General features: G+C 71.0%; 20 protein-coding genes and 1 pseudogene. 6 read left to right on the top strand and 15 right to left on the bottom strand.

The genetic code is table 11. From position 1 onward, the window contains the following. Positions 1-96 precede the first annotated feature (96 nt). On the bottom strand, positions 97-1,251 hold the full coding sequence (locus ACFYYF_RS07210; RefSeq protein ID WP_365480486.1) for an adenosine deaminase: 1,155 nt from the start codon (positions 1,249-1,251) through the stop codon (positions 97-99). A 113-nt stretch (positions 1,252-1,364) separates the two neighbouring features. Here ACFYYF_RS07210 and ACFYYF_RS07205 point away from each other — a divergent pair, with 113 nt between their 5' ends. After that, a complete protein-coding gene (locus ACFYYF_RS07205) occupies positions 1,365-2,126 on the top strand; it encodes an alpha/beta hydrolase (protein WP_388772272.1) in 762 nt (253 codons plus the stop codon). A 112-nt stretch (positions 2,127-2,238) separates the two neighbouring features. Here the strand turns inward: ACFYYF_RS07205 and ACFYYF_RS07200 are convergent, their stop codons facing one another. Beyond that, on the bottom strand, positions 2,239-3,201 hold the full coding sequence (locus ACFYYF_RS07200) for a LysR family transcriptional regulator (protein ID WP_388772269.1): 963 nt from the start codon (positions 3,199-3,201) through the stop codon (positions 2,239-2,241). Positions 3,202-3,263: 62 nt separating this feature from the next. Between ACFYYF_RS07200 and ACFYYF_RS07195 the strand changes: the two genes are divergently transcribed. Further along, positions 3,264-4,565 carry an MFS transporter gene (locus ACFYYF_RS07195; RefSeq protein WP_388772266.1) on the top strand — a complete coding sequence of 434 codons (1,302 nt, stop codon included), beginning with the start codon at positions 3,264-3,266 and terminating at the stop codon, positions 4,563-4,565. A gap of 179 nt (positions 4,566-4,744) precedes the next feature. Beyond that, positions 4,745-5,812: a sigma-70 family RNA polymerase sigma factor gene (locus ACFYYF_RS07190; RefSeq protein ID WP_388772263.1), complete on the top strand. Its 1,068-nt coding sequence runs from the start codon at positions 4,745-4,747 to the stop codon at positions 5,810-5,812. Positions 5,813-5,851: 39 nt separating this feature from the next. On the opposite strand, the pseudogene ACFYYF_RS07185 reads toward ACFYYF_RS07190, so the two are convergent. Further along, positions 5,852-6,091, bottom strand: a pseudogene (locus ACFYYF_RS07185) (STAS domain-containing protein); the annotation flags it as partial. Between the two features lie 122 nt (positions 6,092-6,213). On the opposite strand from ACFYYF_RS07185, the gene ACFYYF_RS07180 reads away from it, so the two are divergent. Continuing rightward, complete coding sequence (locus ACFYYF_RS07180) at positions 6,214-7,134, top strand: AEC family transporter (RefSeq protein WP_388772261.1); 921 nt, start codon at positions 6,214-6,216, stop codon at positions 7,132-7,134. A gap of 132 nt (positions 7,135-7,266) precedes the next feature. On the opposite strand, the gene ACFYYF_RS07175 is transcribed toward ACFYYF_RS07180, so the two are convergent. From ACFYYF_RS07175 to ACFYYF_RS07120, 12 genes are all read right to left on the bottom strand, one after another. Beyond that, the gene (locus ACFYYF_RS07175; RefSeq protein WP_388772259.1) at positions 7,267-8,550 is read right to left on the bottom strand and encodes a thymidine phosphorylase; all 1,284 of its coding nucleotides are present in this window, start codon (positions 8,548-8,550) and stop codon (positions 7,267-7,269) included. Between the two features lie 65 nt (positions 8,551-8,615). Next, on the bottom strand, positions 8,616-9,029 hold the full coding sequence (locus ACFYYF_RS07170) for a cytidine deaminase (protein WP_388772257.1): 414 nt from the start codon (positions 9,027-9,029) through the stop codon (positions 8,616-8,618). Beyond that, positions 9,026-10,291 carry an ABC transporter permease gene (locus ACFYYF_RS07165; protein WP_361691455.1) on the bottom strand — a complete coding sequence of 422 codons (1,266 nt, stop codon included), beginning with the start codon at positions 10,289-10,291 and terminating at the stop codon, positions 9,026-9,028. The genes ACFYYF_RS07170 and ACFYYF_RS07165 overlap by 4 nt, the downstream gene beginning before the upstream one ends. Further along, positions 10,288-11,412, bottom strand: a complete 1,125-nt coding sequence (locus ACFYYF_RS07160; RefSeq protein ID WP_361691458.1) for an ABC transporter permease — start codon at positions 11,410-11,412, stop codon at positions 10,288-10,290. The genes ACFYYF_RS07165 and ACFYYF_RS07160 overlap by 4 nt, the downstream gene beginning before the upstream one ends. After that, on the bottom strand, positions 11,412-13,058 hold the full coding sequence (locus tag ACFYYF_RS07155) for an ABC transporter ATP-binding protein (protein WP_361691460.1): 1,647 nt from the start codon (positions 13,056-13,058) through the stop codon (positions 11,412-11,414). The genes ACFYYF_RS07160 and ACFYYF_RS07155 overlap by 1 nt, the downstream gene beginning before the upstream one ends. 288 nt (positions 13,059-13,346) lie before the next feature. Then, positions 13,347-14,402 carry a BMP family ABC transporter substrate-binding protein gene (locus ACFYYF_RS07150; protein WP_365480515.1) on the bottom strand — a complete coding sequence of 352 codons (1,056 nt, stop codon included), beginning with the start codon at positions 14,400-14,402 and terminating at the stop codon, positions 13,347-13,349. Between the two features lie 316 nt (positions 14,403-14,718). Further along, the gene (locus ACFYYF_RS07145; RefSeq protein WP_361691466.1) at positions 14,719-15,777 is read right to left on the bottom strand and encodes a BMP family ABC transporter substrate-binding protein; all 1,059 of its coding nucleotides are present in this window, start codon (positions 15,775-15,777) and stop codon (positions 14,719-14,721) included. Between the two features lie 437 nt (positions 15,778-16,214). Beyond that, positions 16,215-17,438, bottom strand: coding sequence for a M20 family metallopeptidase (locus tag ACFYYF_RS07140; RefSeq protein WP_361691469.1), 1,224 nt, complete (start codon positions 17,436-17,438; stop codon positions 16,215-16,217). A gap of 761 nt (positions 17,439-18,199) precedes the next feature. After that, entirely contained in the window at positions 18,200-19,279 is a 1,080-nt protein-coding gene (locus ACFYYF_RS07135; protein WP_388772252.1) for a hypothetical protein, read from the bottom strand. A 38-nt stretch (positions 19,280-19,317) separates the two neighbouring features. Beyond that, positions 19,318-20,256: an N-acetylneuraminate synthase family protein gene (locus tag ACFYYF_RS07130; protein ID WP_361694903.1), complete on the bottom strand. Its 939-nt coding sequence runs from the start codon at positions 20,254-20,256 to the stop codon at positions 19,318-19,320. A gap of 14 nt (positions 20,257-20,270) precedes the next feature. Then, entirely contained in the window at positions 20,271-21,578 is a 1,308-nt protein-coding gene (locus ACFYYF_RS07125) for a cytidylyltransferase domain-containing protein (RefSeq protein ID WP_388772249.1), read from the bottom strand. A 76-nt stretch (positions 21,579-21,654) separates the two neighbouring features. Beyond that, positions 21,655-22,992, bottom strand: coding sequence for a DUF6716 putative glycosyltransferase (locus tag ACFYYF_RS07120; RefSeq protein ID WP_388772247.1), 1,338 nt, complete (start codon positions 22,990-22,992; stop codon positions 21,655-21,657). 198 nt (positions 22,993-23,190) lie between these two features. On the opposite strand from ACFYYF_RS07120, the gene ACFYYF_RS07115 reads away from it, so the two are divergent. After that, positions 23,191-24,171, top strand: coding sequence for a glycosyltransferase family 2 protein (locus ACFYYF_RS07115; protein WP_361694897.1), 981 nt, complete (start codon positions 23,191-23,193; stop codon positions 24,169-24,171). Further along, positions 24,168-25,502, top strand: a complete 1,335-nt coding sequence (locus ACFYYF_RS07110; RefSeq protein ID WP_388772245.1) for an alpha-2,8-polysialyltransferase family protein — start codon at positions 24,168-24,170, stop codon at positions 25,500-25,502. The genes ACFYYF_RS07115 and ACFYYF_RS07110 overlap by 4 nt, the downstream gene beginning before the upstream one ends. Positions 25,503-25,559: the final 57 nt, after the last annotated feature.

Below are 25,559 nucleotides of genomic sequence, written 5' to 3'. Positions count from 1 at the left end.
GAACCGTAAACACGCGATCCCGCCGTCCGCAAACATCGAAAAGCGGCCGAGTCATGGAGGAGAAGTGAAGACCCGGCCGCTTTCGCTTCGCCTCGATCAGGCCCCTTCGCCGGAAGAACCGCTGGTGGAGGCGGTCTGCTGGAACAGCCATTCGGACTTCAATTCTGCATATCCGGGCTTGATCACGTCATTGATCATGGCCAGTCGTTCATCGAAAGGAATGAATGCTGACTTCATAGCATTGACCGAGAACCACTGCATGTCGTCGAGCGAGTAACCGAACGCCTCGACAAGGTGCTCGAATTCCCGGCTCATGCTCGTACCCGACATCAGACGGTTGTCGGTGTTGACCGTGGCGCGGAAGTGCAGCCGCCGCAGCAGCCCGATGGGATGGGCGGCGTACGAGTCGGCGGCGCCGGTCTGGAGGTTGGAGCTGGGGCACAGCTCCAGCGGGATGCGCTTGTCGCGGACGTACGAGGCGAGCCGGCCGAGCTCGACCGAGCCGTCCTCGCGCACCTCGATGTCGTCGATGATGCGGACGCCGTGCCCGAGCCGGTCGGCGCCGCACCACTGGAGCGCCTGCCAGATGGAGGGCAGGCCGAACGCCTCGCCGGCGTGGATCGTGAAGTGGTTGTTCTCGCGCTTCAGGTACTCGAAGGCGTCCAGGTGCCGGGTGGGCGGGAACCCGGCCTCGGCGCCCGCGATGTCGAAGCCGACGACGCCCGAGTCGCGGTAGCGGTTGGCGAGTTCGGCGATCTCCAGGGCGCGGGCCGCGTGCCGCATCGCGGTCAGCAGGGCACCGACCCGGATGCGGTGGCCGTTCTCGCGGGCCAGCCGTTCCCCTTCCCTGAAGCCCTCGTTGACGGCCTCGACGACCTCTTCGAGGCTGAGCCCGCCCTCCAGGTGCTGCTCGGGCGCGTACCGCACCTCCGCGTAGACGACGCCGTCCTCGGCCAGGTCCTCGGCGCACTCGGCGGCGACCCGCACCAGGGCCTCACGGGTCTGCATGACGGCGCAGGTGTGGGCGAAGGTCTCCAGGTACCGCTCCAGCGAACCGGAGTCGGCGGCCTCGCGGAACCAGATCCCGAGCTTGCCGGGATCGGTCTCGGGGAGGTCGGAATAGCCCGTCTCACGGGCGAGTTCGACGATCGTGCCGGGGCGCAGGCCCCCGTCGAGGTGATCGTGCAGCAGGACCTTGGGCGCCCGGCGGATCTGCTCCGAGCTCGGGGTGTTCCGGATCTGGCTCGTCATTTCCGCACTGTAGCCCCTACGCGCGTAGATCTCCTGTCGCACACTTCCGTCGATACGTAACGGTGACCGTGCGGACGGGTGGCGTACACCCTTGCTTCTGACACTGTTCTGTCATGGCACAGCAAGCGACGCCGGTTCGCAGGGCCCGGCTGGGGAGGGCTCTCGGCCCGGAGCCGACGGCGGTCAGCGGCGTGGTTCTGCTGCTTCCGGGCGGCGAGGAGACCTCGTCCCGAAGACCCTCACCGATGATGGCGACCGCCTCCGTACGCGCGCTCGGGCGCCGGCTGGCCCGCGCCGGACGCGCGGAAGGCCTGGTCGGCCACGTGGTGCACTACCGGGTCCGCGGCTGGAACGGCAGCGGGGCCGATCTCGCGGCCGACGCGTCCTGGGCCGCGGACGAGGTCGTCCGCCGCTACGGCGACGTGCCCGTGTGCCTGGCCGGCGTCGGCATGGGCGGCCGTGCGGCGCTGCGCACGGGCGGGCACGCGGCCGTCAACTCCGTGCTGGCGCTGGCCCCCTGGCTGCCCGAGGAGGACGTCGCGGCGCCACCCGAACCGGTGAAACAGCTCGCGGGGCGGCGTGTGCTGATCGTGCACGGCACCAACGACGCGCGCACCGACCCGGAGTTGTCCTTCCGGCTCGCCGCGCGCGCGAAGAAGGCCAACCGCGGCATCTGCCGTTTCGAGGTCCACTCGGACGGACACGCGCTGCACCAGTACCGGCACGAAGTCCTCGCCCTCGCCGAGGACTTCGTGATGGGCTCGCTCTTCGGACACGCGTACTCCCGCCCGGTGGAGGACGCCTTCGCCGCGCCGCCGCCGCTCGGGCTCCGGATGCCGCTGGCGGCGGGCTTCGGGCAGTCCTTGCGCCGCTAGGGCGGGCGGGTCCGCGACGACCGGCCGGGGCGGCCCCGGCCTGTCGCGGCCGCCTCGTCCGGTCGCGGCCGCCTCGTGCGAGCGGTTCGGGCCATGCGGGCCGTGCGGCCGGTCAGTGGGGCAGCAGGCTGCCGCGGCGGGAGAGCAGGAACTTCTTGAAGGCGGCCACCGGCGGGGTGTCCGGGTGGCCGTCGAGCCAGGCGACCCCGATCTCGCGCACGGCGCGCGGGGCGGTCACCGTCAGTTCGACGACTCCCGGACGGGGGACGGCCGGTGGCGGCAGCAGCGCGACACCGAGGCCGGCGGCGACGAGGCCGCGCAGCGTCTCCGCCTCCTCCCCCTCGAAGGCGATGCGCGGCCGGAACCCGGCCTCCTGGCACAGGTCGTCGGTGATGCGGCGCATGCCGTAGCCGGGTTCCAGGGTCACGAAGGTCTCGTCGGCCGCCTCGGCGAGCCGGACGCGTCTGCGCGCGGCGAGTGGATGGTCGGCCGGTACGACCAGGCGGAGCTTCTGCTCGTCGAGGCGGCGGCCCACCAGGTCGGGCGCGTCCGGCACGGGCGAGGTCAGGCACAGGTCCAGTTCGCCCGACCGCAGCCGCTCCAGCATGGCCTCCCCGTAGTTCTGCACGAGGCTGAAGCGGACGCCCGGATGATCGGCGCGGAACGCGCGGATCAGCCCCGGCACCGTCTCCGAGCCCATCGTGTGCAGGAAGCCGAAGGCGACCTTGCCGGTGGCCGGGTCGGCGTCCGCGCGCACCTCCTCGGCGGCGCGCCCGACCTCGGCGAGGGCCCGTTCCACGGAGGCGAGGAAGGTGCGGCCGGCCGGGGTCAGCGACACCGTGCGGCCGTGCCGCGCGAACAGGTCGACGCCCAGGTCCTGTTCGAGCCTGACCATCGCCCTGGACAGCGTCGACTGCGGGACCTGCATCTGTTCCGCGGCCCGGGTGACGTGCTCGGTGCGGGCGACGCCGGCGAAGTACGCCAGGCGCGGTGCGAGCAGTTTCACGAAGTGCGCGCTGTCTTCTGTGTCACTGGATGGTGACAGGTGAGTCTGTGACCTCTGCTGATGCGGCATGGGAACGATTATGGCGATTCCATGCATTGGACGGATGAACGGCGGCTCCCTAGGTTCGGGGTATGCCTTCCGCCAGTACCGGGGCGCCCGTCACCACGGGCGCCGCCGTCTCCGCTCCTGCCGCCGTCTCCCTGCCCACCTCCGCCGACGACGCCCGCATGGCGCCCGGCGGGCCCGGCTACCGCCGGATGAGCTTCGCGCTCTTCCTCGCGGGCGTCGCGACCTTCGCGCTCCTCTACTCCACCCAGGCCCTGCTGCCGCTGCTCTCCTCGGACTTCGGGGTGAGCGCGGGCGAGGCGAGCTGGACGGTGTCGGCGGCGACGGGCGGGCTCGCGCTGTTCGTCCTGCCGATGAGCGCGCTGTCGGAGCGCTTCGGTCGGCGTACGGTGATGACGGCGTCCCTGGCGGTGGCGGTCGCCGTGGGTCTCCTCGTCCCCTTCGCGCCCTCGATCGGGGCGCTGGTGGTCCTGCGGGCGATCCAGGGCGCGGCGCTGGCGGGACTCCCGGCGTCGGCGACGGCCTATCTGGCGGAGGAGGTCCGCCCCAAGGCGCTGATCACCGCGATCGGTCTGTTCGTCGCGGGCAACAGCGTCGGCGGGATGAGCGGCCGGGTCATCACCGGCTGGGTGGCGCAGGAATGGGGCTGGCGGGTGGCCGTCGGCACGATCGGGCTGATCGCCGTGGTCTGCGCGGTGGCCTTCCGGCTGCTGCTCCCGGCGCCGCGGCACTTCACGCCGGGTTCGCTGCGGCCCCGGGTGCTGGCCCGCACGGTGCGCGACCACCTCGCGAACCCGCTGCTGTGCCGGCTGTACGCGATCGGCGCGCTGTTCATGATGGTGTTCGGCGGGGTCTACACGGTGATCGGCTACCGCCTCGGCGAAGCGCCGTTCTCACTCCCGCAGGGCATCGTGGGCTCGGTCTTCCTGGTCTATCTCGTCGGCACGGTGTCGGCGTCGACGGCGGGCCGGCTGGCCGGCCGGCTGGGCCGCCGCGGCTCCCTGTACGTGGCGGGCGCCACCACGACCGCGGGACTGCTGCTGACCCTGACCGGCTCCCTGGCGACGGTGCTGCTCGGCCTGGTCCTGATCACGGCGGGCTTCTTCGCGGGACACGCGGTGGCGTCGTCGTCGGTGAGCCACACCGCGAAGGAGGGGCGGGCGCAGGCGTCGGCCCTCTACCAGTCCGCGTACTACATCGGCTCCAGCGCGGGCAGCACGCTCGGCGCGGTCGCCTTCCACGCGGGGGGCTGGGCGGGCACGGTGGCCATGGGGCTGTTCGCGGTGCTGGGAGTCGTCTCGATCACCTTGTTCGGCACCCGCGCGGCCCGTACCGCCGCGCGGCGCGTGCCCGTACCGGCCCACTGACGGCCCGGTGCCCGAGGGAGGCCCGGCGGAATCCCGCCGGGCCCGGCCCGCTTCCGGGACACCCGCTGCGACCTGCAGCTTTCCCCGCTCCGCACGCCATTGTCAGTGGGCTGCGGTAGCTTCCGAAGTGCCGGCGCGATGACGCGCGAATCGGAAGTGGCCACAGGGGTGGGTTGGCGATGAGCGAGGGTACGGCGACTACGGCGGACCTGGACGTCCGGCTGGAACAGCACCGGGTCGAGCTGACGGGGTACTGCTATCGCATGCTCGGCTCGTCCTTCGAGGCCGAGGACGCGGTGCAGGACACGATGGTGCGGGCCTGGCGCGGCTACGCCTCGTTCGAGGGCCGCTCCTCGATGCGGTCCTGGCTGTACCGGATCGCGACGAACGTGTGCCTGGACATGCTGAACGCGGGCAACAGGAGGGCTCGTCCGATGGATCTCACGGGCCCCTCGCCGCTGGCGCAGGCCGCGCTCACGCCCCGCCCCGACAACACCTGGCTGGAGCCGATGCCCGACGGCCGTGTCCTGCCGACGACCGGCGATCCGGCGGAGGCAGCCGTGGCCAAGGAGTCGGTGCGGCTGGCCTTCATGGCGGCCCTGCAGCAGCTTCCGCCCAAGCAGCGCGCGGTGCTCATCCTGCGTGAGGTCCTCGCGTGGAGGGCGAGCGAGGTCGCCGAGCTGCTCGGTACGAGCGTCGCCTCGGTCAACAGCGCGCTCCAGCGGGCCCGCGCCACCCTCGCGGAGAACGAAGGGGCGGGTGCGGTCGCCGCGACCTCGGACCCGCTCGACGAGGAGCAGCAGAAGCTCCTGGAGCGCTATGTGGCGGCCTTCGAGGGGTATGACATGACGGCACTGACGGCGCTCCTGCACGAGGACGCGGTCATGACGATGCCGCCGTTCGACCTGTGGCTGCGGGGCACGGACGACATCACCGGTTTCATGACGACGCTGGGTGCCGCCTGCGCCGACTCGCGCCTGATCCCGGTGGAGGTCAACGGCCTGCCGGGCTTCGCGCAGTACAAGCCTGACGAGGAGGCGGGCGGCCACACGCCCTGGTCGGTGCAGGTGCTGGAGATCTCAGGGGGCCGCATCTCCGGGTTCCACTTCTTCCTGGACACGGCCCGCTGGTTCCCGCTCTTCGGACTCCCCCTCCATCTCGACGGACCCGGGACTCCCGGCCCCCGGGGCGAGGGCGGGCCCGCGGCCGTCGGTGGTCTCGAAGCGAAGGCCGACGAGGTCGAGTAGGGCGCGCAGCGCCGGGTCCGGGCCGTGCAGGCGGATCCGGCCGCCCGCCCGGCGGGCCGCGAGTTCCATGCGGGCCAGCGCGTCGACGGCGGTGAGGCCGGGCGGCCCGAGTCCGGCGACGTCGCAGACCACGACCCCGCAGCCGCCCGCCCCGAGGAGCGCGCGGACAGCCTCGCAGAGCCGGGGCACCTCGTCCCGGGTGACGAGTCCTGGCAGCACGAGCACGGCCGGTTTCGCGGAGTCCACGGTCAGTAGACCGCCCGGCGGCCACGAACTCATCGCGGCCGGCGCGGAAGATCACATTGACCGGCGCCCGCTCCTCCCTCTTGGGTTGGGTGCATGCCCCATGAATCTGTTCCGCCCGCGATACCCGAGCGCGCCCTCCCCGCCGAGGGGGCCCGGTGCAAGGGGTACTGAGCGGCTTCGCGGTCATCGCCGTCGTGATCGGGGTCGGCTACGCGCTCGGCCGGGGCGGTCATCTGGGCGAGCACGGGCGCGAGGTGCTGACCAGGCTGGCCTTCCACGTGGCGTCCCCGGCCCTGCTGTTCACGATGCTCGCGCGGGCCGACCTGTCGGTGATCTTCTCCAGCCGGCTCCTGGTCACGGCGATGAGCACGGCCGCGGTGGCCGGCGTCTTCATCGCGGTGGGTGCGGTCCGGCGCTGGGGCGTGGGCCGGACGACGATCGGCGCGCTGTGCTCCAGCTACGTCAACTCCGGCAACCTGGGCATCCCGATCGCCGTCTACGTCCTGGGGGACGCCTCGCTGGTGGCGCCCGTGCTGCTGTTCCAGCTGATCGGCGTCACCCCCGTCGCGCTGACGGTCCTCGATCTGTCGGGCGAGGGCGCCAAGGGCTCGCCGGCGCGTCGGCTGCTCACTCCGCTGCGCAATCCGATCGCGGTCGGCTCGCTCGCCGGGGTCGTCGTCTCGGCGAGCGGCCTGCGCATCCCCGGCCCGCTCCTGGACCCGCTGACGCTGATCGGCAACATGTCGGTCCCGGCGGTCCTGCTCGCCTTCGGCATCTCGTTGTGCGGCAGCACGATGCCGGGCCGGGGCCCCGACCGGTACCCGGTCCTGCTGTCGGTCGCGCTGAAGTCGGTGGGCCAGCCGGCCGTGGCCTGGGTCGTGGCCTCGGGCGTCTTCGGCCTGAGCGGAGCGCATCTGCTCGACGTGGTGGTGACCTCGGCTCTCCCCGCCGCCCAGAACCTCTTCACCTACGCCTCCAGTTACGGCGTGGGCGAGCGCCTGGCCCGGGACTCGATCCTGCTGTCGACGATGGCCTCGGTCCCGGTACTCGTCGTGGTGGCGGCACTGCTCGGCTGACCCGGCCCCGCGAACGCCGCGGCCGGTGAGACCGCTCGGTCCGTCCGGCCGGGGCGTCACCGGCGTGCGGCACGCGGAACGGGACCGGTGGAGGTCCACCGGTCCCGTTCACCCGCATGAGGAGACCGCGGGTCAGGCGATGCGGTCCAGCACGATCGGGCTGGGCTTGAAGTCGGTGCCGGGCGCGGCGATGTCGTACGAGCCCTCGACGGACTGGAGCGCGTACTCGAAGCGGTCCGGGGTGTCGGTGTGCAGGGTCATGAGGGGCTGGCCCGCCGTGACCGTGTCGCCCGGCTTGGCGTGCAGCTCGACGCCCGCGCCGGCCTGCACCGGGTCCTCCTTGCGGGCGCGTCCGGCGCCCAGGCGCCAGGCGGCGATCCCGATGTCGTACGCGTCCAGGCGGGTCAGCACGCCGGAGGCCGGGGCGTTGACGACGTGCGTCTCGCGCGCGGTGGGCAGCGCGGCGTCCGGGTCGCCGCCCTGCGCGGCGATCATGCGGCGCCACACGTCCATCGCGGAGCCGTCGGCGAGTGCCTTCGCCGGGTCGGCGTCCTTGATCCCGGCGGCGTCGAGCATCTCGCGCGCCAGGGCGACGGTGAGCTCGACGACGTCGGCGGGGCCGCCGCCGGCGAGGACCTCGACCGACTCGCGGACCTCCAGGGCGTTGCCCGCGGTCAGGCCGAGCGGCGTGGACATGTCGGTGAGGAGCGCGACCGTCTTGACACCGTGGTCGGTGCCGAGGCCCACCATCGTGGAGGCGAGTTCGCGGGCGTCCTCGATGGTCTTCATGAAGGCGCCGGTGCCGACCTTCACGTCGAGGACCAGCGAGCCGGTGCCCTCGGCGATCTTCTTGGACATGATGGAGGAGGCGATGAGCGGGATCGCCTCGACGGTGCCGGTGACGTCGCGCAGCGCGTAGAGCTTCTTGTCGGCGGGGGCCAGTCCGTCGCCGGCTGCGCAGATGACCGCGCCCGTGGTGTCGAGGACGTGCAGCATCTCCTCGTTGGACAGCAGCGCGCGCCAGCCCGGGATGGACTCCAGCTTGTCCAGGGTGCCGCCGGTGTGGCCGAGGCCGCGGCCGGAGAGCTGGGGCACCGCGGCACCGCAGGCGGCGACGAGCGGGGCCAGCGGAAGGGTGATCTTGTCTCCGACGCCGCCCGTGGAGTGCTTGTCGGCGGTCGGACGGGACAGGGAGGAGAACTCCATGCGCTCGCCCGAGGCGATCATCGCGGCCGTCCAGCGGGCGATCTCACGGCGGTTCATGCCGTTGAGCAGGATCGCCATGTTGAGGGCGGCCATCTGGTAGTCGGCGACCTCGCCGCGGGTGTACGCGTCGATGACCCAGTCGATCTGCGCGTCACTGAGTTCGGCGCGGTCCCGCTTGGTGCGGATGACGGAGACGGCGTCCATGGCCATGGCGTTCCTTCCGAAAGATGAGCGGCCCCTCCCCGGCGTCAGCCGGTCGGAGGGGCCGCGGGGCATTACTTGGTGAGATGGCCCGGCCCGAAGGCCTGCGGCAGCATCTCGGACAGGGGGACGAGCCCGCGCGGTGTCTCCACGATGAGTTCGTTCCCGCCGAACTCGAACAGGAGCTGCCGGCAGCGTCCGCAGGGGACGAGGATCTCGCCCTGCCCGTCGACGCACGTGAAGTGCGTCAGCCGGCCGCCTCCGGTGGCCCGCAGTTCGGAGACCAGACCGCACTCGGCGCACAGGCCGAGGCCGTAGGAGGCGTTCTCGACGTTGCAGCCGGAGACGATCCGGCCGTCGTCGACGCGGGCGGCGGCGCCGACCGGGAAGTCCGAGTAGGGGGCGTACGCGCGGGTCATCGCCGTACGGGCCACCTCCCGCAGCTCCTCCCAGTCGACGTCCGCGGACTCCGCGCCGGCGGCCGTCACTTCCCCTGTCCCTTCCGGTACGGCAGGCCGTCCGCCTTCGGCATGCGCAGGCGCTGCGCCGACAGGGAGAGGACGAGGAGGGTGATGACGTACGGCGTGGCGGAGACGATCTGGCTGGGCACCTCGTCGGTCGCGGAGTACCAGAGGAAGACGAGGCCGCCGATGACCACGGTGATGGCGGCGGACACGTACTTCTTCTTGACCGAGAGCCAGATCGCGCCGATCACCAGCAGGATCGCGCCGAGGAGCAGCAGGGCGTGGACGTTCTCGGAGCCGCCGCGCAGGTTGAGGCTGTCGGTGTAGCCGAAGAGTCCGGCGCCGAGCGCGAGACCGCCGGGCATCCAGTTGCCGAAGATCATCGCCGCGAGACCGATGTAGCCGCGGCCGGCGGTCTGGCCCTCCAGGTAGAAGGGGTTGGCGACGATCGAGAGGAAGACACCGCCGAGACCGGCGAGACCACCGGAGATGATCACGGCCATGTACTTGTACTTGTAGACGTTCACGCCGAGCGACTCGGCCGCGACCGGGTTCTCGCCGCAGGACCGCAGGCGCAGACCGAACGCGGTGCGCCACAGGATCCACCAGGTGGCGGGGATCAGCGCGATGGCGATCAGCGTCAGCCAGGAGACGTCGGTGACCAGACCGCCGAGCAGGCCCGCGATGTCCGAGATGAAGAACCAGCCCTTGGAGTTCAGGGTGGTGAGCCAGTCGGAGAGCCCGGGCACGGTGAACTGGCCGAGCGATTCGACCGGCGGGGACTGCTTGGCCGAGCCGCCCTGGACGCCCACGAAGGCGAGCGGGGACAGGTAGCGGGTGACGCCGAGCGCGAGGATGTTGATGGCCACACCGGAGACGATGTGGTTGACGTTGAAGGTGACCGTGATGATCGCGTGCAGCAGGCCGCCGACGGCGCCGCCGATGATGCCGATCAGGACACCGGTCCAGGGGCCCCACTGGTATCCGGCCCAGGCACCGAACCAGGTGCCGAGGATCATCATGCCTTCGAGGCCGATGTTGACGACGCCGGAGCGCTCGGCCCACAGACCGCCGAGACCGGCCAGACCGATCGGGACGGCCAGTTCGAGCGCGGTCGACATCTGGCTGACGTTGGTGATGCCGTCGGCGCCGGTGATGATGCGGACGATCGAGGTCAGCGCCAGGGCGCCGGCGATCACCAGCAGGAGGACGGGGAGCGACATCCGGCGGCTCTTGGGGGCCGGGGGCTGCACCGTGGGCTGGTTGACGTCGGTTGCGGTGGTCATCGGCCCGCCACCTCCTTCTCGGTGTTGTCGTTTCCGCCGAGGACGTTGCCCGCGGCGAGTTCGGCGCCGACGCGGCGCTGCTGACGGCGCAGGCCCCACTCGCGCACGGACTCGTAGGAGACGACGACGGCGATCACGATCAGGCCCTGCATGATGACCGCGATCTCCTTGTCGTACCCGTGGAAGTCCAGCTCGGGCGAGGCCTTGTCGAGCCAGGCCCACAGCAGGGACGCGAAGGCGATGCCGACGGGGCTGTTGCGGCCGAGCAGCGCGATACCGATGCCGAGGAAGCCGATGCCGGTCGGGAAGTTCAGGCTGTACGTGTGCGTGTCGCCGAGGAGGATCGGCAGGCCCGCGAGACCGGCGATGCCGCCGGAGAGCAGCATCGCGGTGAGCACCATGCGCTTGGGGTCGACACCGCTGGCCGCGGCGGCGGACTCCGAGGCGCCGGAGGCGCGCAGGTCGAAGCCGAAGCGGGTGCGGTTGAGGACGATCCAGTAGCCGATGCCGAGGACCACGGCGAGGATGACCAGGCCGTAGATCTCGCCCGCGTCACCCATGTTGAAGCCGGGGATCCAGCCGGACTTGTGCATCTCGCCGGTGGTGTTGTTGTTGCCGAGCTTGACGCCGAAGACGTCGGGCAGCCACAGGTAGGCGATGACGGAGGTCGCGATCGCGTTCAGCATGATCGTCGCGACGACCTCGCTGACCCCGCGGGTGACCTTCAGGACACCGGCGATGCCGGCCCAGAACGCGCCGGTGCAGATCGCGGTCAGCATCAGCAGCGGGACCTGGAGCGCGGCCGGCAGGGCGACGTGCGCGCCGACGACCGCGGCCATCATGGCGGCGAGCTGGTACTGGCCGTCGACACCGATGTTGAACAGGTTCATCCGGAAGCCGATGGCCACCGCCAGCGCCGCGATGTAGTACAGCGACGCCTGGTTGATGATCAGGACCTGGATGTCGGAGAACGTCGCCTGCTCGAACATGATCGAGTACGGCTCGATCGGGCTCTTGCCCGAGGCGAGCAGCACGATCGAGGTCAGCGCCACGGCGACGACGAGCGCGATGACCGGCCCGGCCACCGCGAGGAGCAGGCGCTCCTTGTCGAACTTCTTCATCAGCGGGCCTCGTCTTCCGGGGCGTCGGCCGGGTTCTCGGCGGGCTCTTCGAGCTCGGCCGCTTCGGCGAGCTCCTCGTTCTCCAGGTGTCCGGAGGCGGCACCGGTCATGGCCGAGCCGAGTTCCTCCGGGGTGATGGTGGCCGGGTCCGCGTCCGCCACCAGCTTGCCGTTGTAGATCACCCGGAGCGTGTCGGACAGGCCGATGAGCTCGTCCAGGTCGGCGGAGATCAGCAGGACGGCGAGGCCCTCACGGCGCGCCGCGCGGATCTGGTCCCAGATCTGCGCCTGCGCGCCGACGTCCACACCACGGGTGGGGTGGGCGGCGATCAGGAACTTCGGCTGGTGGCTCATCTCGCGGCCGACGATCAGCTTCTGCTGGTTGCCGCCGGACAGGGAGGCGGCGGTGACGTCGATGCCGGGGGTGCGCACGTCGTATTCCTCGACGATGCGGCGGGTGTCCTGCTGGGCGCCCTTGATGTCGATCCAGACACCCTTGGCGTTGGGCTTCTCGGTGACGTGACCGAGGATGCGGTTCTCCCAGAGGGGGGCTTCCAGGAGGAGGCCGTGACGGTGGCGGTCCTCGGGGATGTAGCCGATGCCGTTCTCGCGGCGCTTGCGCGTCGACAGACCGGTGATGTCGTCGCCGAGGAAGCGGACGACGCCGAAGTCCGCGGCCTTGAGGCCGATCAGCGCGTCGATGAGCTCGGTCTGGCCGTTGCCCTCGACACCCGCGATGCCCATCACCTCACCGGCGTGGATGGTGAAGGAGACGTGGTCGAGGACGAGGCGCACGGCGCCGCGCTCCACCTGGTCCATGAGCAGGGCCGCGGAGCCCTTGCCCAGCGACACCGAGCCCTTGGCGAAGACCGTCAGGTCCTCGACCTCGATCACGGGCTGGTCGGTGACCGTCGACTCGGAGGTCTCGGGGGTGGGCAGTTCGCTGCCGACCATCAGCTCGGCGAGCTGACGCGGGGTCGTCTCGGAGGGCACGGCGGTGCCGACCGTCGTACCGCGCCGGATGACCGTGATGTCGTCGGCGACCGAGAGGACCTCGCCGAGCTTGTGCGAGATGAAGATGACCGACAGGCCCTCGGCCTTGAGCTCGCGCAGGTTGTCGAAGAGCGCGTCGACCTCCTGCGGCACGAGGACGGCGGTGGGCTCGTCCAGGATCAGGATGCGGGCGCCGCGGTAGAGGACCTTGAGGATCTCCACGCGCTGCCGTTCGGCGACGCCGAGCTCCTCGACCAGGACGTCGGGGCGGACCCCGAGGCCGTAGCGGTCGGAGATCTCCACGATCTTGCGGCGGGCCCTGGCGCCGATCCCGTACAGCTTCTCGCTGCCGAGGGTGACGTTCTCCAGGACGGTGAGGTTGTCGGCCAGCATGAAGTGCTGGTGGACCATGCCGATGCCGCGGGCGATGGCGTCGCCCGGCGACGAGAAGGTGACCTGTTCGCCGTCGACGGCGATGGTGCCCTCGTCCGGCTTCTGCATGCCGTAGAGAATCTTCATCAGCGTCGACTTGCCGGCGCCGTTCTCCCCGACGAGGGCGTGCACGGTGCCCTTGCGGACGCTGAGGTGGATGTCGTGGTTGGCCACGACGCCAGGGAATCGCTTGGTGATCCCGGCGAGTTCGACAGCGGTCACCTGACCGTTGACCGCGTCGGCCGGAGGGCTGCTGGACGCGTTGATGGCGCACTCTCCTGAGGGAAAGGGGGTCGTCTACGCGCGTAGCGCCCCTACGGCAACGAAAGGGGCCACAGGCCGCGAGAACGGGATACGTGGAGCAAGACTCCTCGTATCCCGTTGAGCGGACGTAACCCCGCGGTTACCAAGCGGCTCCGGGGCAGAACGGGCGCCTCCCCGTGCCGGCCGGCACGAAGACTTGCCCGAACTTCCCCGGGACCGCATTGGCTGCTCCTGAGGTAACTCTCGTCAGCTGGTCTTGACCTTGATCGCACCGCTGATGATCTTCTCCTGGGCGGCCTTGACGGCGTCCTGGATCGCGGTGTTGCTCTTGAAGGCCGGGTTGGAGTCGGCCAGGCCGACCTCACCGGACTTCAGATCGCCCCGAACGATACCGCTCTCGGGCTTGCCGTCCTCGACCGACTTCGCCAGGTTGTAGACCGCCTTGGCGACATCCTTGGTCGCGGACGTCAGGATCGAGTCCTTGTACTGGGCCAGCGCCTCCTGGAGGTACTGGTCCGAGTCGACGCCGATCGCCATGACCTTCTTGGCGGAGGCGGCCTCGATGACACCCTGACCGGACAGACCGGCCGCGGCGTAGACGACGTCGGCCTTCTTCTCGATCTGGCCCTCGGCGGCCGTCTTGCCCTTGTCCGGGCTGGAGAAGCCACCCTCCTGGGCGGTCTGGGTCAGGTACTGCGAGAGGACCTTGACGCCGGGCTTGGTGTCCTTGACACCCTGCTCGAAGCCCGCCTCGAACTTGTGGATCAGCGGAACGTCCACACCGCCCACGAAGCCGACGGTGTTGGTCTTGGTGGCCTTGGCGGCGGCGACGCCGGCCAGGTAGGAGGCCTCCTGCTCGGAGAAGACCAGGTCCGCGACGTTCTTCGCCGTGACGGTGGAGTCGTCGACGATGCCGAAGGTGGTGTTCGGGAACTTCGCCGCGGCGGCCTTGACGGCCGGGCCGTAGGCGTAACCGATGCCGATGACCGGGTTGTAGCCCTGCTTGGCCAGGGAGACCAGGCGCTGGGTCTTGTCCGCGTCCGTCTCGCCGTCGGTGGGCTCGACGTCGGCGGTGGCGTACTTGAACTCGCTCTTCGCCTTCTTCAGGCCCTCGTACGCGGCGTCGTTGAAGGACTGGTCGCCCTTGCCGCCGACGTCGTACGCGATGGCGAGGCCCTTGTGACCACCCTTGGAGTCCGAGGAGGACGAGGAGGAGGTCGAGGTGCCGCCACAGGCGGACAGAGCGAGGGCGAGAGAGGCGGTCGCAGTGCCTGCGAGCGCGATGCGGGTAACCCGGCGCATTACATGTGCTCCTGTCGTACAGCGCCCGACGGTTCAGCTTCGGCGCTGGCTTCGCCGCAGATTAACGCGCGTAGACCAACTAGAAAACCCCTTCTGTCCACCTTGTTATGCGGCTGTGCTCGACGCCACTCGCCCAGGGGCCGCGCACATGCCGATCGCAAAGGGAAGGTGGCGCAGGGTGAGATCGCGGGCGGACGGCGGAACGGGCGGGCACCTGGGGTGCCCGCCCGTTCCACGGTACTTCGATCGTGTTCGCCCGCCAGGAGGGCGGAGGCGGACCGGGGCCCGCCGCCGTCACCCGCGGTTCACGCGACGACTAGGAGGTCTTGACCTTGATGTCGCCGGCGATGATGGCCGCCTTGGCCTTGGCCACGGCGTCGTTCAGACCGGCGATCTCGCCCATCTTCGGGTTGCTGTCGGCGAGGCCGACACCGTTGACCTTGAGGTCGAACGTCTGCGTGCCGGTCAGCGGCTTGCCGTCGTGGACCGACTTCGACAGCGTGTAGACCGCGCCGCCGACGTCCTTGAGCGCGGAGGTGAGGATCTTGTCCTTGTACGCCGCCAGCGCTTCCTGCTTGTACTGGTCGGAGTCGACGCCGATCGCCCACACGCCCGCCTTGGAGGCGGCCTCGATGACACCCTGGCCGGAGAGACCGGCGGCGGCGTACAGGACGTCGGCGCCCTTCTCGATCTGGCCCTCGGCGGCGGCCTTGCCCTTGTCGGGGCTGGAGAAGCCACCCTCGGCGGCGGTCTGCGTCAGGTACTGCGAGAGGACCTTCACGCCGGGCTTGGTGTCCTTGACGCCCTGCGTGTAGCCGGCCTCGAACTTGTGGATCAGCGGAACGTCCACACCGCCGATGAAGCCGACCGTGTTGCTCTTGGTGGCCTTGGCGGCGGCGACGCCGGCGAGGTACGAGGCCTCCTGCTCGGCGAAGACCAGGGAGGCGACGTTCTTGCCCTCGACGACCGAGTCCACGATACCGAAGGTGGTCTTCGGGAACTTCGCGGCGGCCTTCTCCAGCGCGGGGCCGTAGGCGAAGCCGATGCCGATGACGGGGTTGTAGCCCTGCTTGGCGAGCGACTCCAGACGCTGCTGCTTGTCGGCGTCCGTCTCGTTGTCGGTGGGCTCGACGTCGGCCGTCTGGTAGCCGAACTCCTTCTTCGCCTTCTCCAGGCCCGCGTACGCGGCGTCGTTGAAGGACTGGTCGCCCTTGCCGCCGACGTCGTACGCGATGGCGAGGCCCTTGCCGCCGCCGCTCGCGCTGCTGTTGCTGCTGCTGTTGCTGTCGCTGCTGGTACCGCCGCAGGCGGTGGCGGCGAGTGCGAGCGACGCGACCCCCACCGCGATCCGGGTCAAGCTGGCAATCCGACGCATCTGAAGTTCCCCATTCTCCAAAGCCCCGCAGTGGGTGCTCAGTTCGGCGCACATTAACGCGCGTAGACCGTCCAGGGAACGGGGTTCCGCCTGGCCGTTATCCATTCGTGCCGATGGCCGGTTACGTCCTTGTGAACCATGCGGCCTAAAGGCGTGTTCGGGGACGCAGCGCCCATCACGGACCGCACGCGGTGAATCCGCAGAACGGACCCCGTGTGACGGAGCGGGTGGTCGCTGCTCCACAAAGTGACTGTTGTCAGGAACTGCCGACCACGCTACTGCGGGGCCGTGGGGGACGCGACCGGAGTTCACCCGGGCGTGTCCGGCCCCCCGTCCGGGGCCCCGGACGGGGGCCGCTCCGGCGGCCCGGGGCGGGTCGGTCGAGCGGTGCCGGAGCGGGTCGGTCGAGCGACCCCGGAGCCGGCGGACCGGCGGCCCTAGGAGACGGGCCGGTCCAGCAGGGCCGCGGCGGTGAACATCTCGACGCCGACCGTGATGGCGTGCTCGTCGGCGTCGAAGTCGCCCCGGTGCAGATCGCGGGTGGTGCGGTCGCCGGGGCGGCGCACCCCGAGCCGGGCCATCGCTCCGGGCACGTGCTCCAGGTACCAGGAGAAGTCCTCGCCGCCGAGGCTCTGCTCGGTGTCCTCGATGGACTGCGCGCCGCGCCGGGCGGTCATGGCGTCGCGGAGCAGGTCGGTGACGGCCGGGTCGTTGACGACCGGCGGGACGCCCCGGATGTAGTTGATCTCGGACTTGGCGCGGTAGAGGTTCGCGATCTCGTCGATGGCCGCGTGGACGAGGTCGGGCGCGGCCCGCCAGGCGTCGAGGTCCAGGCAGCGGATCGTGCCGGACAGTTCGGCGTGCTGGGGGATCACGTTGCAGGCGTGGCCCGACTCGATGCGGCCCCAGGTCACCGCGAGCCCGCTGCGGGCGTCCACGCGCCGGGCGACGAGCGCCGGCACGTCGGTCACGACCCGCGCGGCGGCGGTGACGAGGTCGGTGGTGAGGTGGGGGCGCGCGGTGTGGCCGCCCGCGCCGTCGAGTGCGACTTCCAGCCGGTCGCACGCCGAGGTGATCGCGCCGTGCCGCAGTCCGATGCGCCCCGCGTCGACCCTCGGGTCGCAGTGCACGCCGACGATCCGGCCGACCCCTTCGAGCACGCCCGACTCGATCGCGTCCGGGGCGCCGCCGGGCAGCACCTCCTCCGCTGGCTGGAAGATGAGCCGGACGCGCCGGGGCAGCAGGCCCTTGGCGTGCAGGTCGGCGAGCACGAGGCCGGCGCCGAGCACGACCGTGGTGTGGACGTCGTGGCCGCAGGCGTGGGCGCGGTCCGGCACGGTCGAGCGGTACGCGCAGTCACTCTTCGTGTCCGGAATGGGCAGCGCGTCGATGTCGGCGCGCAGGGCCAGCATCGGGCGTACGTCGCTCTCGTCCCCGATGTCACAGATGAGGCCGGTCCCGATGGACAGGACCCGCGGCTCGAGGCCCGCCTGCTCCAGGCGCGCCTTGATCGCCGCGGTGGTGCGGAACTCCTGGTTGCCGAGCTCCGGGTGCATGTGCAAGTCGCGGCGGAACGCGACGAGTTCGGCGCGCAGTGCCTCGGGCAGCGCGCCCGGGAGCAGTGGCTCCCCGGGGAGATCGGCCTCGGACTCTCGGGACATCAGTTGGTTCACCCTTTGAAGGGTAGGACGATCGGGCGGCCAACTGACCCACGATCAACAAAAGTTCAGCCCGTTAGGGGAAGAAAAGTTGGCCGCGCGGTGCATGGTCGGCTACGAGGATGGGTAAACTCGCCCGGCTCTTCGGGCGTTTGGATCTTGAACGGGTGCGGTGACCGGCTGTGATCCGACGCGTCGGCGGTGTCCGCCGATGTGCACCGGAGAAGGCCCGGGGTCCCCGGGCTCATTCCCCTTCTCGGTCTCCACGGTCTCACACCGGCGCGCCCGGATCCCGGCGAGGCGACCGTCCCCGGCCGTTTTTCGCGTCACGTTCCGTCATGAGGGGGTCCGGGGTGCCGGCGGCGTGTCCTCGTCCGGCCGGGGGCGGCTCAGCCGAAGCGGCCCGCCACGGCGCGTGCCGGTGTCCGGCGGGCATCGGTGCGGGCGGCGCGTTTGCGCACCATGTGGCTGCCGACGCCGGCAGCCCGCGCCCGTCCGGCCCTGCGGGAGCCGCCGCCGGGCGGGCGGGGAGGGTCCCGTCCGACGGGACAGGCGGCCGGTCGACGGTGGCGGCCGCGGCGGGTCCCGGGTCGGGCGACGGCGTGGCGGCAGTGGTGAACGGCCCACGACCGTTCGGTGCGGTCGCCGTGGGGGACACGGGCGGACAGCGGTCCGGGCGACGCTCGGGGAGCGCGTTGGCACGAACGGCGGGGCCCGGCGCCGTACGCCGGACCCCGCACGCGTGAATACGCTCGTGACTGGACCTAGACGGTGGACACCGCCGAGAGGCGATAAACGTCCCGGGCTGTTCCGGTGACCCCGGAGAGGAAGCCCTGGGCCCTCGGCGAGGCGTTCTGCGTCAGCCAGGCCGGGTCGATGTCGCAGACGGCGACCCGCACCTCGGTGCCGGCCAGGGCGAGCGGCAGGGTGTGGACGACCGTCGACGGGAAGCTGAGGATCGTACGGCCTATGGGGCCGCGCCGTGCGATCAGTTCGAGCGGCAGGTCGGGACGGACGATCTCCAGGCCCGTCTCGGCGGCCAGCCGGTGGAGTTTGTCCGCGCTCTCGCGGCGGTGGGCGAAATAGCGGGTCGCGCCGTGCGCCTTGGCGAGCGAGCGGACCGCGTCCAGGTAGCGGTCCGGGTCGACCACGCCCGTCTCGACGAGCGAGGTGCCGACCATGTCCGCGCTCCTGGTGATGCGCGGCGGGCCGAAGCGGGCCCGGGTCCAGGAGAAGTCGTTGGCGGTGACCGTGACGCCGTCCGGCGCCGATTCGATCGGCATCGAGGAGAAGACCTCGACGCTGCGGCGCCCGCTGGGCGTCAGCCGGCGGCGGGCCGAGGCGGACACGGGGGCGAAGAGCACGTCCCGCGGGCCGGGGCGGCCGCCGCGCCGGTGCCAGCGCACCAGGCGTTCACCGCGGGCGAGCTGGGAGACGAACTCCATCGTCGCCGTGCCGTCGTCGACCACCACCAGGTCGCGCGCCTTGGTGATGGTCAGCAGGAGCTGCACGTAGCGGGAGAACGGGTCCCCCATGACGATCCGCCGGGCCCGGCGCAGCAGCGGCGCCAGTCCCCCGATGGTGTGGAAGGGGGCCGTGGTGCCGCCGCGCGCCTCCTCCCAGCGGACCGTGTGCCCCTCGTCGCGGGCCAGTTCCGCCATCCGGCGGAGCTGGCCGCGGGTCATCGGGTCGTTGGGGGACAGGACGACGAGGGTGAGCCCCGCGCCGGGCGCCGCACCGTTGTGGGCATGCGCGTGCGCCCACTCCAGCACGTTCAGGAGCTGTACCGGACTCTCGACGAAGGCGAGGGTGGGGGAGCCGGCGGAACCGGCGCGGGGGCTCATCGACGTACGACCGTCCCGTCGTAAGGGATTCAGGGCGTTCAGACCGAGACGGGCTCGCCCGCGGCCGCGGCGATCTCGGCCTCGGCGACGACGCCCGTGACGCGGCGGAGCTTCTTCATCGGGCCGAGCTCGGAGTCGTAGACCTTCTTGACACCGTCGCCGAGGGAGGCCTCGATGGTGCGGATGTCGCGGACGAGGCGGGTCAGGCCCTGCGGCTCGACGGAGGCGGCCTGGTCGGAGCCCCACATCGCGCGGTCCAGGGTGATGTGACGCTCGACGAAGGCGGCGCCGAGGGCGACGGCGGCGAGCGTGGTCTGCAGGCCCGTCTCGTGGCCGGAGTAGCCGATCGGGACGTTCGGGTACTCGGCCTGGAGGGTGTTGATGACGCGGAGGTTGAGCTCCTCGGCCTGCGCCGGGTAGGTCGACGTGGCGTGGCACATCAGGATGTTGTCGCTGCCGAGGACCTCGACCGCGTGGCGGATCTGCTTCGGCGTCGACATGCCGGTGGAGAGGATGACCGTGCGGCCGGTGGCGCGCAGGGCGCGCAGCAGCTCGTCGTCGGTCAGCGAGGCGGAGGCCACCTTGTGGGCCGGGACGTCGAACTTCTCCAGGAAGGCGACGGCCTCGGTGTCCCACGGGGAGGCGAACCAGTCGATGCCCTTCTCCTTGGAGTACTCGTCGATCTGGCGGTACTCGTCCTCGCCGAACTCCACGCGGTGGCGGTAGTCGATGTAGGTCATGCGGCCCCAGGGGGTGTCGCGCTCGATGTCCCACTGGTCGCGCGGGGTGCAGATCTCCGGGGTGCGCTTCTGGAACTTGACGGCGTCGCAGCCGGCCTCGGCGGCCGCGTCGATGAGCTTGAAGGCGTTCTCCAGCTCACCGTTGTGGTTGATGCCGATCTCACCCACGACGTAGACGGGGTGGCCGGGACCGGCGGTCTTCGAACCGAACTGGCGCAGACGGGAGTTGGTGCTCATGGTGGAGAAGTTCCTTACTTGTCGAGGGAGTCGAGAGAAGGGCCGAGGATCCAGCTGGCGATCTCTCGGATCGCGCCGTCGCCACCGGGGACGGTGGTGACCGCGCGTGCGGCGCCGCGCACGACGTCGTGGGCGCTCGCGACCGCGACCGGCCAGCCCACGAGGGCGAAGCACGGGAGGTCGTTGACGTCGTTGCCGACGTAGAGCACGCGCTCGGGCGCGATGCCCTGTTCCTCGCACCACTGCTTCAGCGCGAGGTCTTTCCGGTCGATGCCGTGCAGGACCGGAAGCTTGAGCTTCCGGGCGCGTGCGGCGACGACCGGGTTCTGTTCCGTGGACAGGATCAGCATCGTCAGTCCGCTCCTGCGGAGGGCTGCGATACCGAGTCCGTCCCCGCGGTGCACGGAGACGAACTCCCGTCCGTCGGAGTCGATCAGCACCCTGTCGTCGGTCTGGGTGCCGTCGAAGTCGAGGACGACCGCGTCGATGTCGTCGGCGGTCGGAAGGGTGCCCGGCCGGTTCGCGTCGAAGAGCGGCGCGAGCGCGCGGGCGCGGGCGAGGTCGTGCGGGTCGTCGATCTCCAGCACGCGGGCCGGGTCGGTGCGCACGAGTTCGGTGCGGCCGAAGAAGCGGTGCTTCGCCGCGCGGAAGCCGGTGGCCTCCATGGCGTAGACGGCTCCGGTCTCCAGGAGGTCCTGGGGACGGTCCTGGCGGCGCGGGCGGAAGGACTTGTCGTGGTTGACGCCGTAGCCGCCGCTGACGGCGGGGTCGGCGACCAGGACGTCGGCTCCCCCCTCGACGGCCGCGCGTCCGGTCCCGGCGGCCACGGAGGCGGCGGGCTCGTCGTCCCCGTCGCGCCACACGAAGCCGTGGAAGGGGGCCACGGTCAGCGCCGTGTCCGCGCCGCCGGTGACGATCGCGTCCACGACGCCGTCCACGTCCTCGCGGACGATGAACGGGCTGGTGCACTGGACGAGCAGCACCACGTCGACCGGGGAGCCGTGCAGCGCCTCGTGCGTGTCCAGGGCGTGCAGGACGGCGGCCTCGGAGGTGGCGGTGTCCCCGGCGATGGCGGCGGGGCGCAGCACGACCTCGGCGCCGGCCTGGCGGGCGGCGGCCGCGATGGCCTGGTCGTCGGTGGAGACGACGACGTCCGTCACGAGGCGGGCGGCACGGCACTCGCGCACGGCGCGGGCCACCAGCGGTACACCGCCCACGGGCAGGAGGTTCTTGGCGGGCACGCCCTTGGAGCCGCCGCGCGCGGGGATCACCGCGAGCACGCGGCGCACCGGCGCGGCCTTGCCCGCTTCCGAGTTGGTCATGCGCTGTTCTCCTTGACGAGGGAGGTGAGGAAGGCGTGGGGGGCGAGGGGCGGCGGGCCGCCCGCTGCCGGGGTGCTCACAGGTCGCCCATCCGCCGGATCACCGGTGCGACGCGCTGGACGCCGTGGCGGTAGGCGCCGCGGGCGGCCCGGCGCACGAACTGCCGTACGGGGCTGGGTTCCCGGTCCGCCGCCGGGGCGCCCGGCAGCGGGCTGCCGTCCGGGCCGAGGTGGTGGCGGGCGAGGATGCCGGGCAGATACCCGGGCGCGGTGACGGGGGTGTAGTAGGGGGTCAGGGGCGGCAGCTCGTCCGCGGCGAGCAGTTCGGTGATGCGCAGGCGGGCCGCGTCGAACGCCGTCTCGTACGATCCGTCGGCGGCGACGCCCTGGCGGGCCACCCACTCCGGGTCGGGCACCGGCCGGTGTCCCGCGTCGAGCTGGTCCCAGGAGGCGAGGCAGCCGGATCCCACGAAGTGGTGGTTGCCGAGCGCCTCGCGCACCCCGAGGTCGCTGAGGACGACGGTGGGGATGCGCCGGTGCAGGGATTCCAGGGCGGCGGTGGAGCTGATGGTGACGAGCAGGTCGGTGCGGTCCAGGACCTCACCCATGTGCCCGTACACGAGGCGGAAGTTGGCCGGCGGATCGGCCTTCTGCACGAGTTTCTGGTACGGCAGTTCCTCGATGTGCGTGGTGTGTTCGCCCGGCTTGGAGCGCAGCTTGAGCAGGACCTCGCGGTCCGGGTGCAGCCGCGCGTGACCGATGAGCCGGTCCAGCAGGTACGTACGGTCCTTGCGGCTCTCCGGTACGGAGGGCTGGGCGGCGAAGACGACCGTGTGGGGCCTGCGCCCTTCCTTCGCGGACGGATCGCTCCCGGTGTACGCGGCCCCGCCGAGGAAGGGCAGCGCGACCTCGGTCACCGATCCGGCGTCCGCGCCGACTCCCTCGTACACGGCCCGGAACCGGTCCGCGTCCTGGCGGGAGTTGGCGAGGACGAGGTCCGCGCCGTGCCGCAGGAGCAGCCCGTCGGCGAGCTTCTCGTAGACGACGCCGACGTAGCCGGTGACGACCAGGGGCCGCTTCGCGCGTCCTTCCCAGACCCGGGCGAGGCCGTGCAGGACCGCCTGGACGGCACCGCCGACCAGGGCGAGGACGACGACGTCAGGGGCGGCGTCCTCCTTGCCCAGCTCGCGCAGGAACTCGAGGGCGGTGACCTCGCGGAGGGAGTCCGCGCGGACGCCGACCTCTTCGAGCTGGCGGGCGGTCGGGGTGGCACGGCCGCGCAGGAGGAATCCGTCGAGGCGGATGTCCGATCCGGCCGGGGAGATGCGGTTCGCGGTGAGCGATCCCCACTTCCACCGGGTGTCGGAATCCGCGAGGACGGCCACCCGCAGCGGCTTCGAGGTACTTGCTGGCACGTCCTAGACGCTAGGAAGCCATTTCGAGGAGCGGCCCAACCCGAATACAACAAACGGTTAACAGCGCGTCGACGAATGGGGGTTCAGCCCGGGATCGGCTGAGAAAGCGGCGTGGTTCACGGTACCGCCACGCGTCGTTCACCTTGCATCTCACCAACGGTAAAGACGAATGCCGGGCTTCCCCCTAACGTCACAGGGGTGGTCAAGCTCTCCGTCATCGTGCCGTTCTACAACGTGCAGCAATATGCGCCCGACACCCTGAAGAGCCTGCGTGCGAACGCACGGCAGGATTTCGAATTCATTCTCGTCGACGACTGCTCGCGCGACGAGACACCGGACATCCTCGCGCGCGCGGAGCGCGAGCTCCCGGGTGCGGTGTATGTCAGACACGAGAAGAACGGAGGACTGGCGACCGCCCGCAACACCGGGATCGACAAGGCGCGTGGCGAGTACCTCACGTTCCTGGACGGGGACGACTGGCTCGCCCCCGGATATTACGAACAACTCGTGTCCGCCATCGAGGATCTGGGCTGCGACTTCGTCCGTACGGACCATGTCCAGTGCACCGCGCGCTCCCGTTCCGTCCACCGCGTCCCGCACGGCCGCCGCGGGGTCGTCATGGATCCCCGTGACGCCATCCTTCCCTCCGACCGGTCCACCTCCGTCGACTACGCCTACGCCTGGGCGGGCGTCTACCACCGCCGGCTGGTCGACCGGGGACTGCTCCACTTCACCGACGGGCTGCGCACGGCCGAGGACCGGCCGTGGATCTGGAAGCTGCACCGGGAGGCGGAATCCTTCGCCACGGTGGGGCTGCTCGGCGTTTTCTACCGGCGTGGCGTCGCCTCCTCCCTCACCCAGATCGGGGACGTGCGTCAACTCGATTTCATTCGGGCGTTCGACCAGGTCGTGGCGGAAACCGCCGAGGACCGGGACGCGGAAAAACTCCTTCCCAAAGCCGTGCGCACGTATTGCGCGATTATTTCCCATCACCTGGGATCCATCGAAAGGTTCGAGCCGGCGGTGGCACGGAAACTGAAGTCCATGAGTGCCGTCGCACTGCGCCGAATGCCGCAGGGCGTGCTCGACGACGCGCTCGACTCGATGGACGTCCAGCGCGCCACCCGGCTGCGCCGGCTGCGCCGACGGCCCGCGCCCGCCGCGGGGGTGGCCGCGTGACCACCCAGATCTTCATGGCGTCCACGCTGTACGGGACGGCCACGCTCGCCGCGGCCCTCGACACCGACAGCTTCGGGCCCGCCGACCGGCGCATCCTGCTCGTCTCCAACAACGCGGCGACGCCGGAGACGACACCCGGGGTGGACACGATGCCCGGCTTCGAGCGGCTGCGCGGCCGCTTCGACGACGTCATCTCGTGGAACGAGACCATCTCCCCCTTCCACCCGGGCGGCTGGGCGCCGCGCCCTGACGACGTCCCCCTGTGGGAGCGGCATCTGCGGCTCGCCTGGAACCTCGGCGACGACGACGTCGAACTGGCCGTGGAGTCGATCCAGGTCAACCCGGCGCTCGGCGTCTCCCAGATCTTCATGGGTGCGCCCGTCACGGTGTACGCCGACGGCCTGATGAGCTACGGCCCCACCCGCAACAAGATCGACCCGCTGGTCGGCACCCGGGTGACCCGGCTGCTCCATCTGGACCTGGTGCCCGGTCTGAAGCCGCTGCTGCTCACCGAGTTCGGCGTGGAGCCGCAGATCGTGCCCACGGACGCGTTCGTGAAGGTGCTCGCGGAACTCGTCGACACCGGTGACGAACTCCCCTCGGCCGACGAGCCGGCGCTGCTGCTCGGGCAGTACCTCTCGGCGCTGGAGATCCTCACCGCCGAGGAGGAGGAACAGCTCCACGTACGGATGCTGCAGGGGGCCCTCGCGCTCGGCCACACCCGGGTGGTGTTCAAGCCGCACCCCTCCGCTCCGGCGCGCTGGTCGCGGATGCTGGAGAAGGAGGCCGAGAAGCTGGGCGCGGACCTCACCGTCCTGGACACCCCGGTGCTCGCCGAGGTGCTGTACCAGCGGATGCGGCCCGCGCTGGTCGTCGGCTGCTTCTCCACCGCGCTGTTCACGGCCTCCGCGCTGTACGGCCTGCCGGTCGCCCGCGTCGGGACCGGCCCGCTGCTGGAACGGCTCACTCCGTACGAGAACAGCAACCGCGTCCCGGTGACCGTCGTGGACGCGCTGCTGCCCGACCTGGCGGACGGCGCCGCGGTCACCGCGCAGCGCCCCGGCATGGACGTGGCGGAGCTGACGAGGCTCCTGAGAGCCGTCGGCTTCGCGATGCAGCCCAAGATCTACCCGGACCTGCGTCCGGCGGCCGAGAGCTATCTGACGCACCAGCTCACCGACGACACCTGGCGCTACTTCAAGCGCAAGCGCCTGACCTCGCTCGCGCTGCCCGGGGCGGTGCCGGCGCAGCTCGCGTTCATCCCGCGCAACGCGACCGTGCGGCGGGTCGCCCGGAGGGCGCGCTCGTTGAAGCGGGCGGTGGGCCGCTGACGCGCTCGCCGCGCGGAACACCAGGGAGCGGGGCCGGGTCGACGCGACCGGGCCCCG

The sequence above is a fragment of the Streptomyces sp. NPDC001914 genome (assembly GCF_042891215.1).
GTDB lineage: Bacteria > Actinomycetota > Actinomycetes > Streptomycetales > Streptomycetaceae > Streptomyces.
The sequence above is the reverse complement of the archived record's forward strand: the minus strand, read 5'-3'. Positions and strand labels throughout refer to the sequence as shown.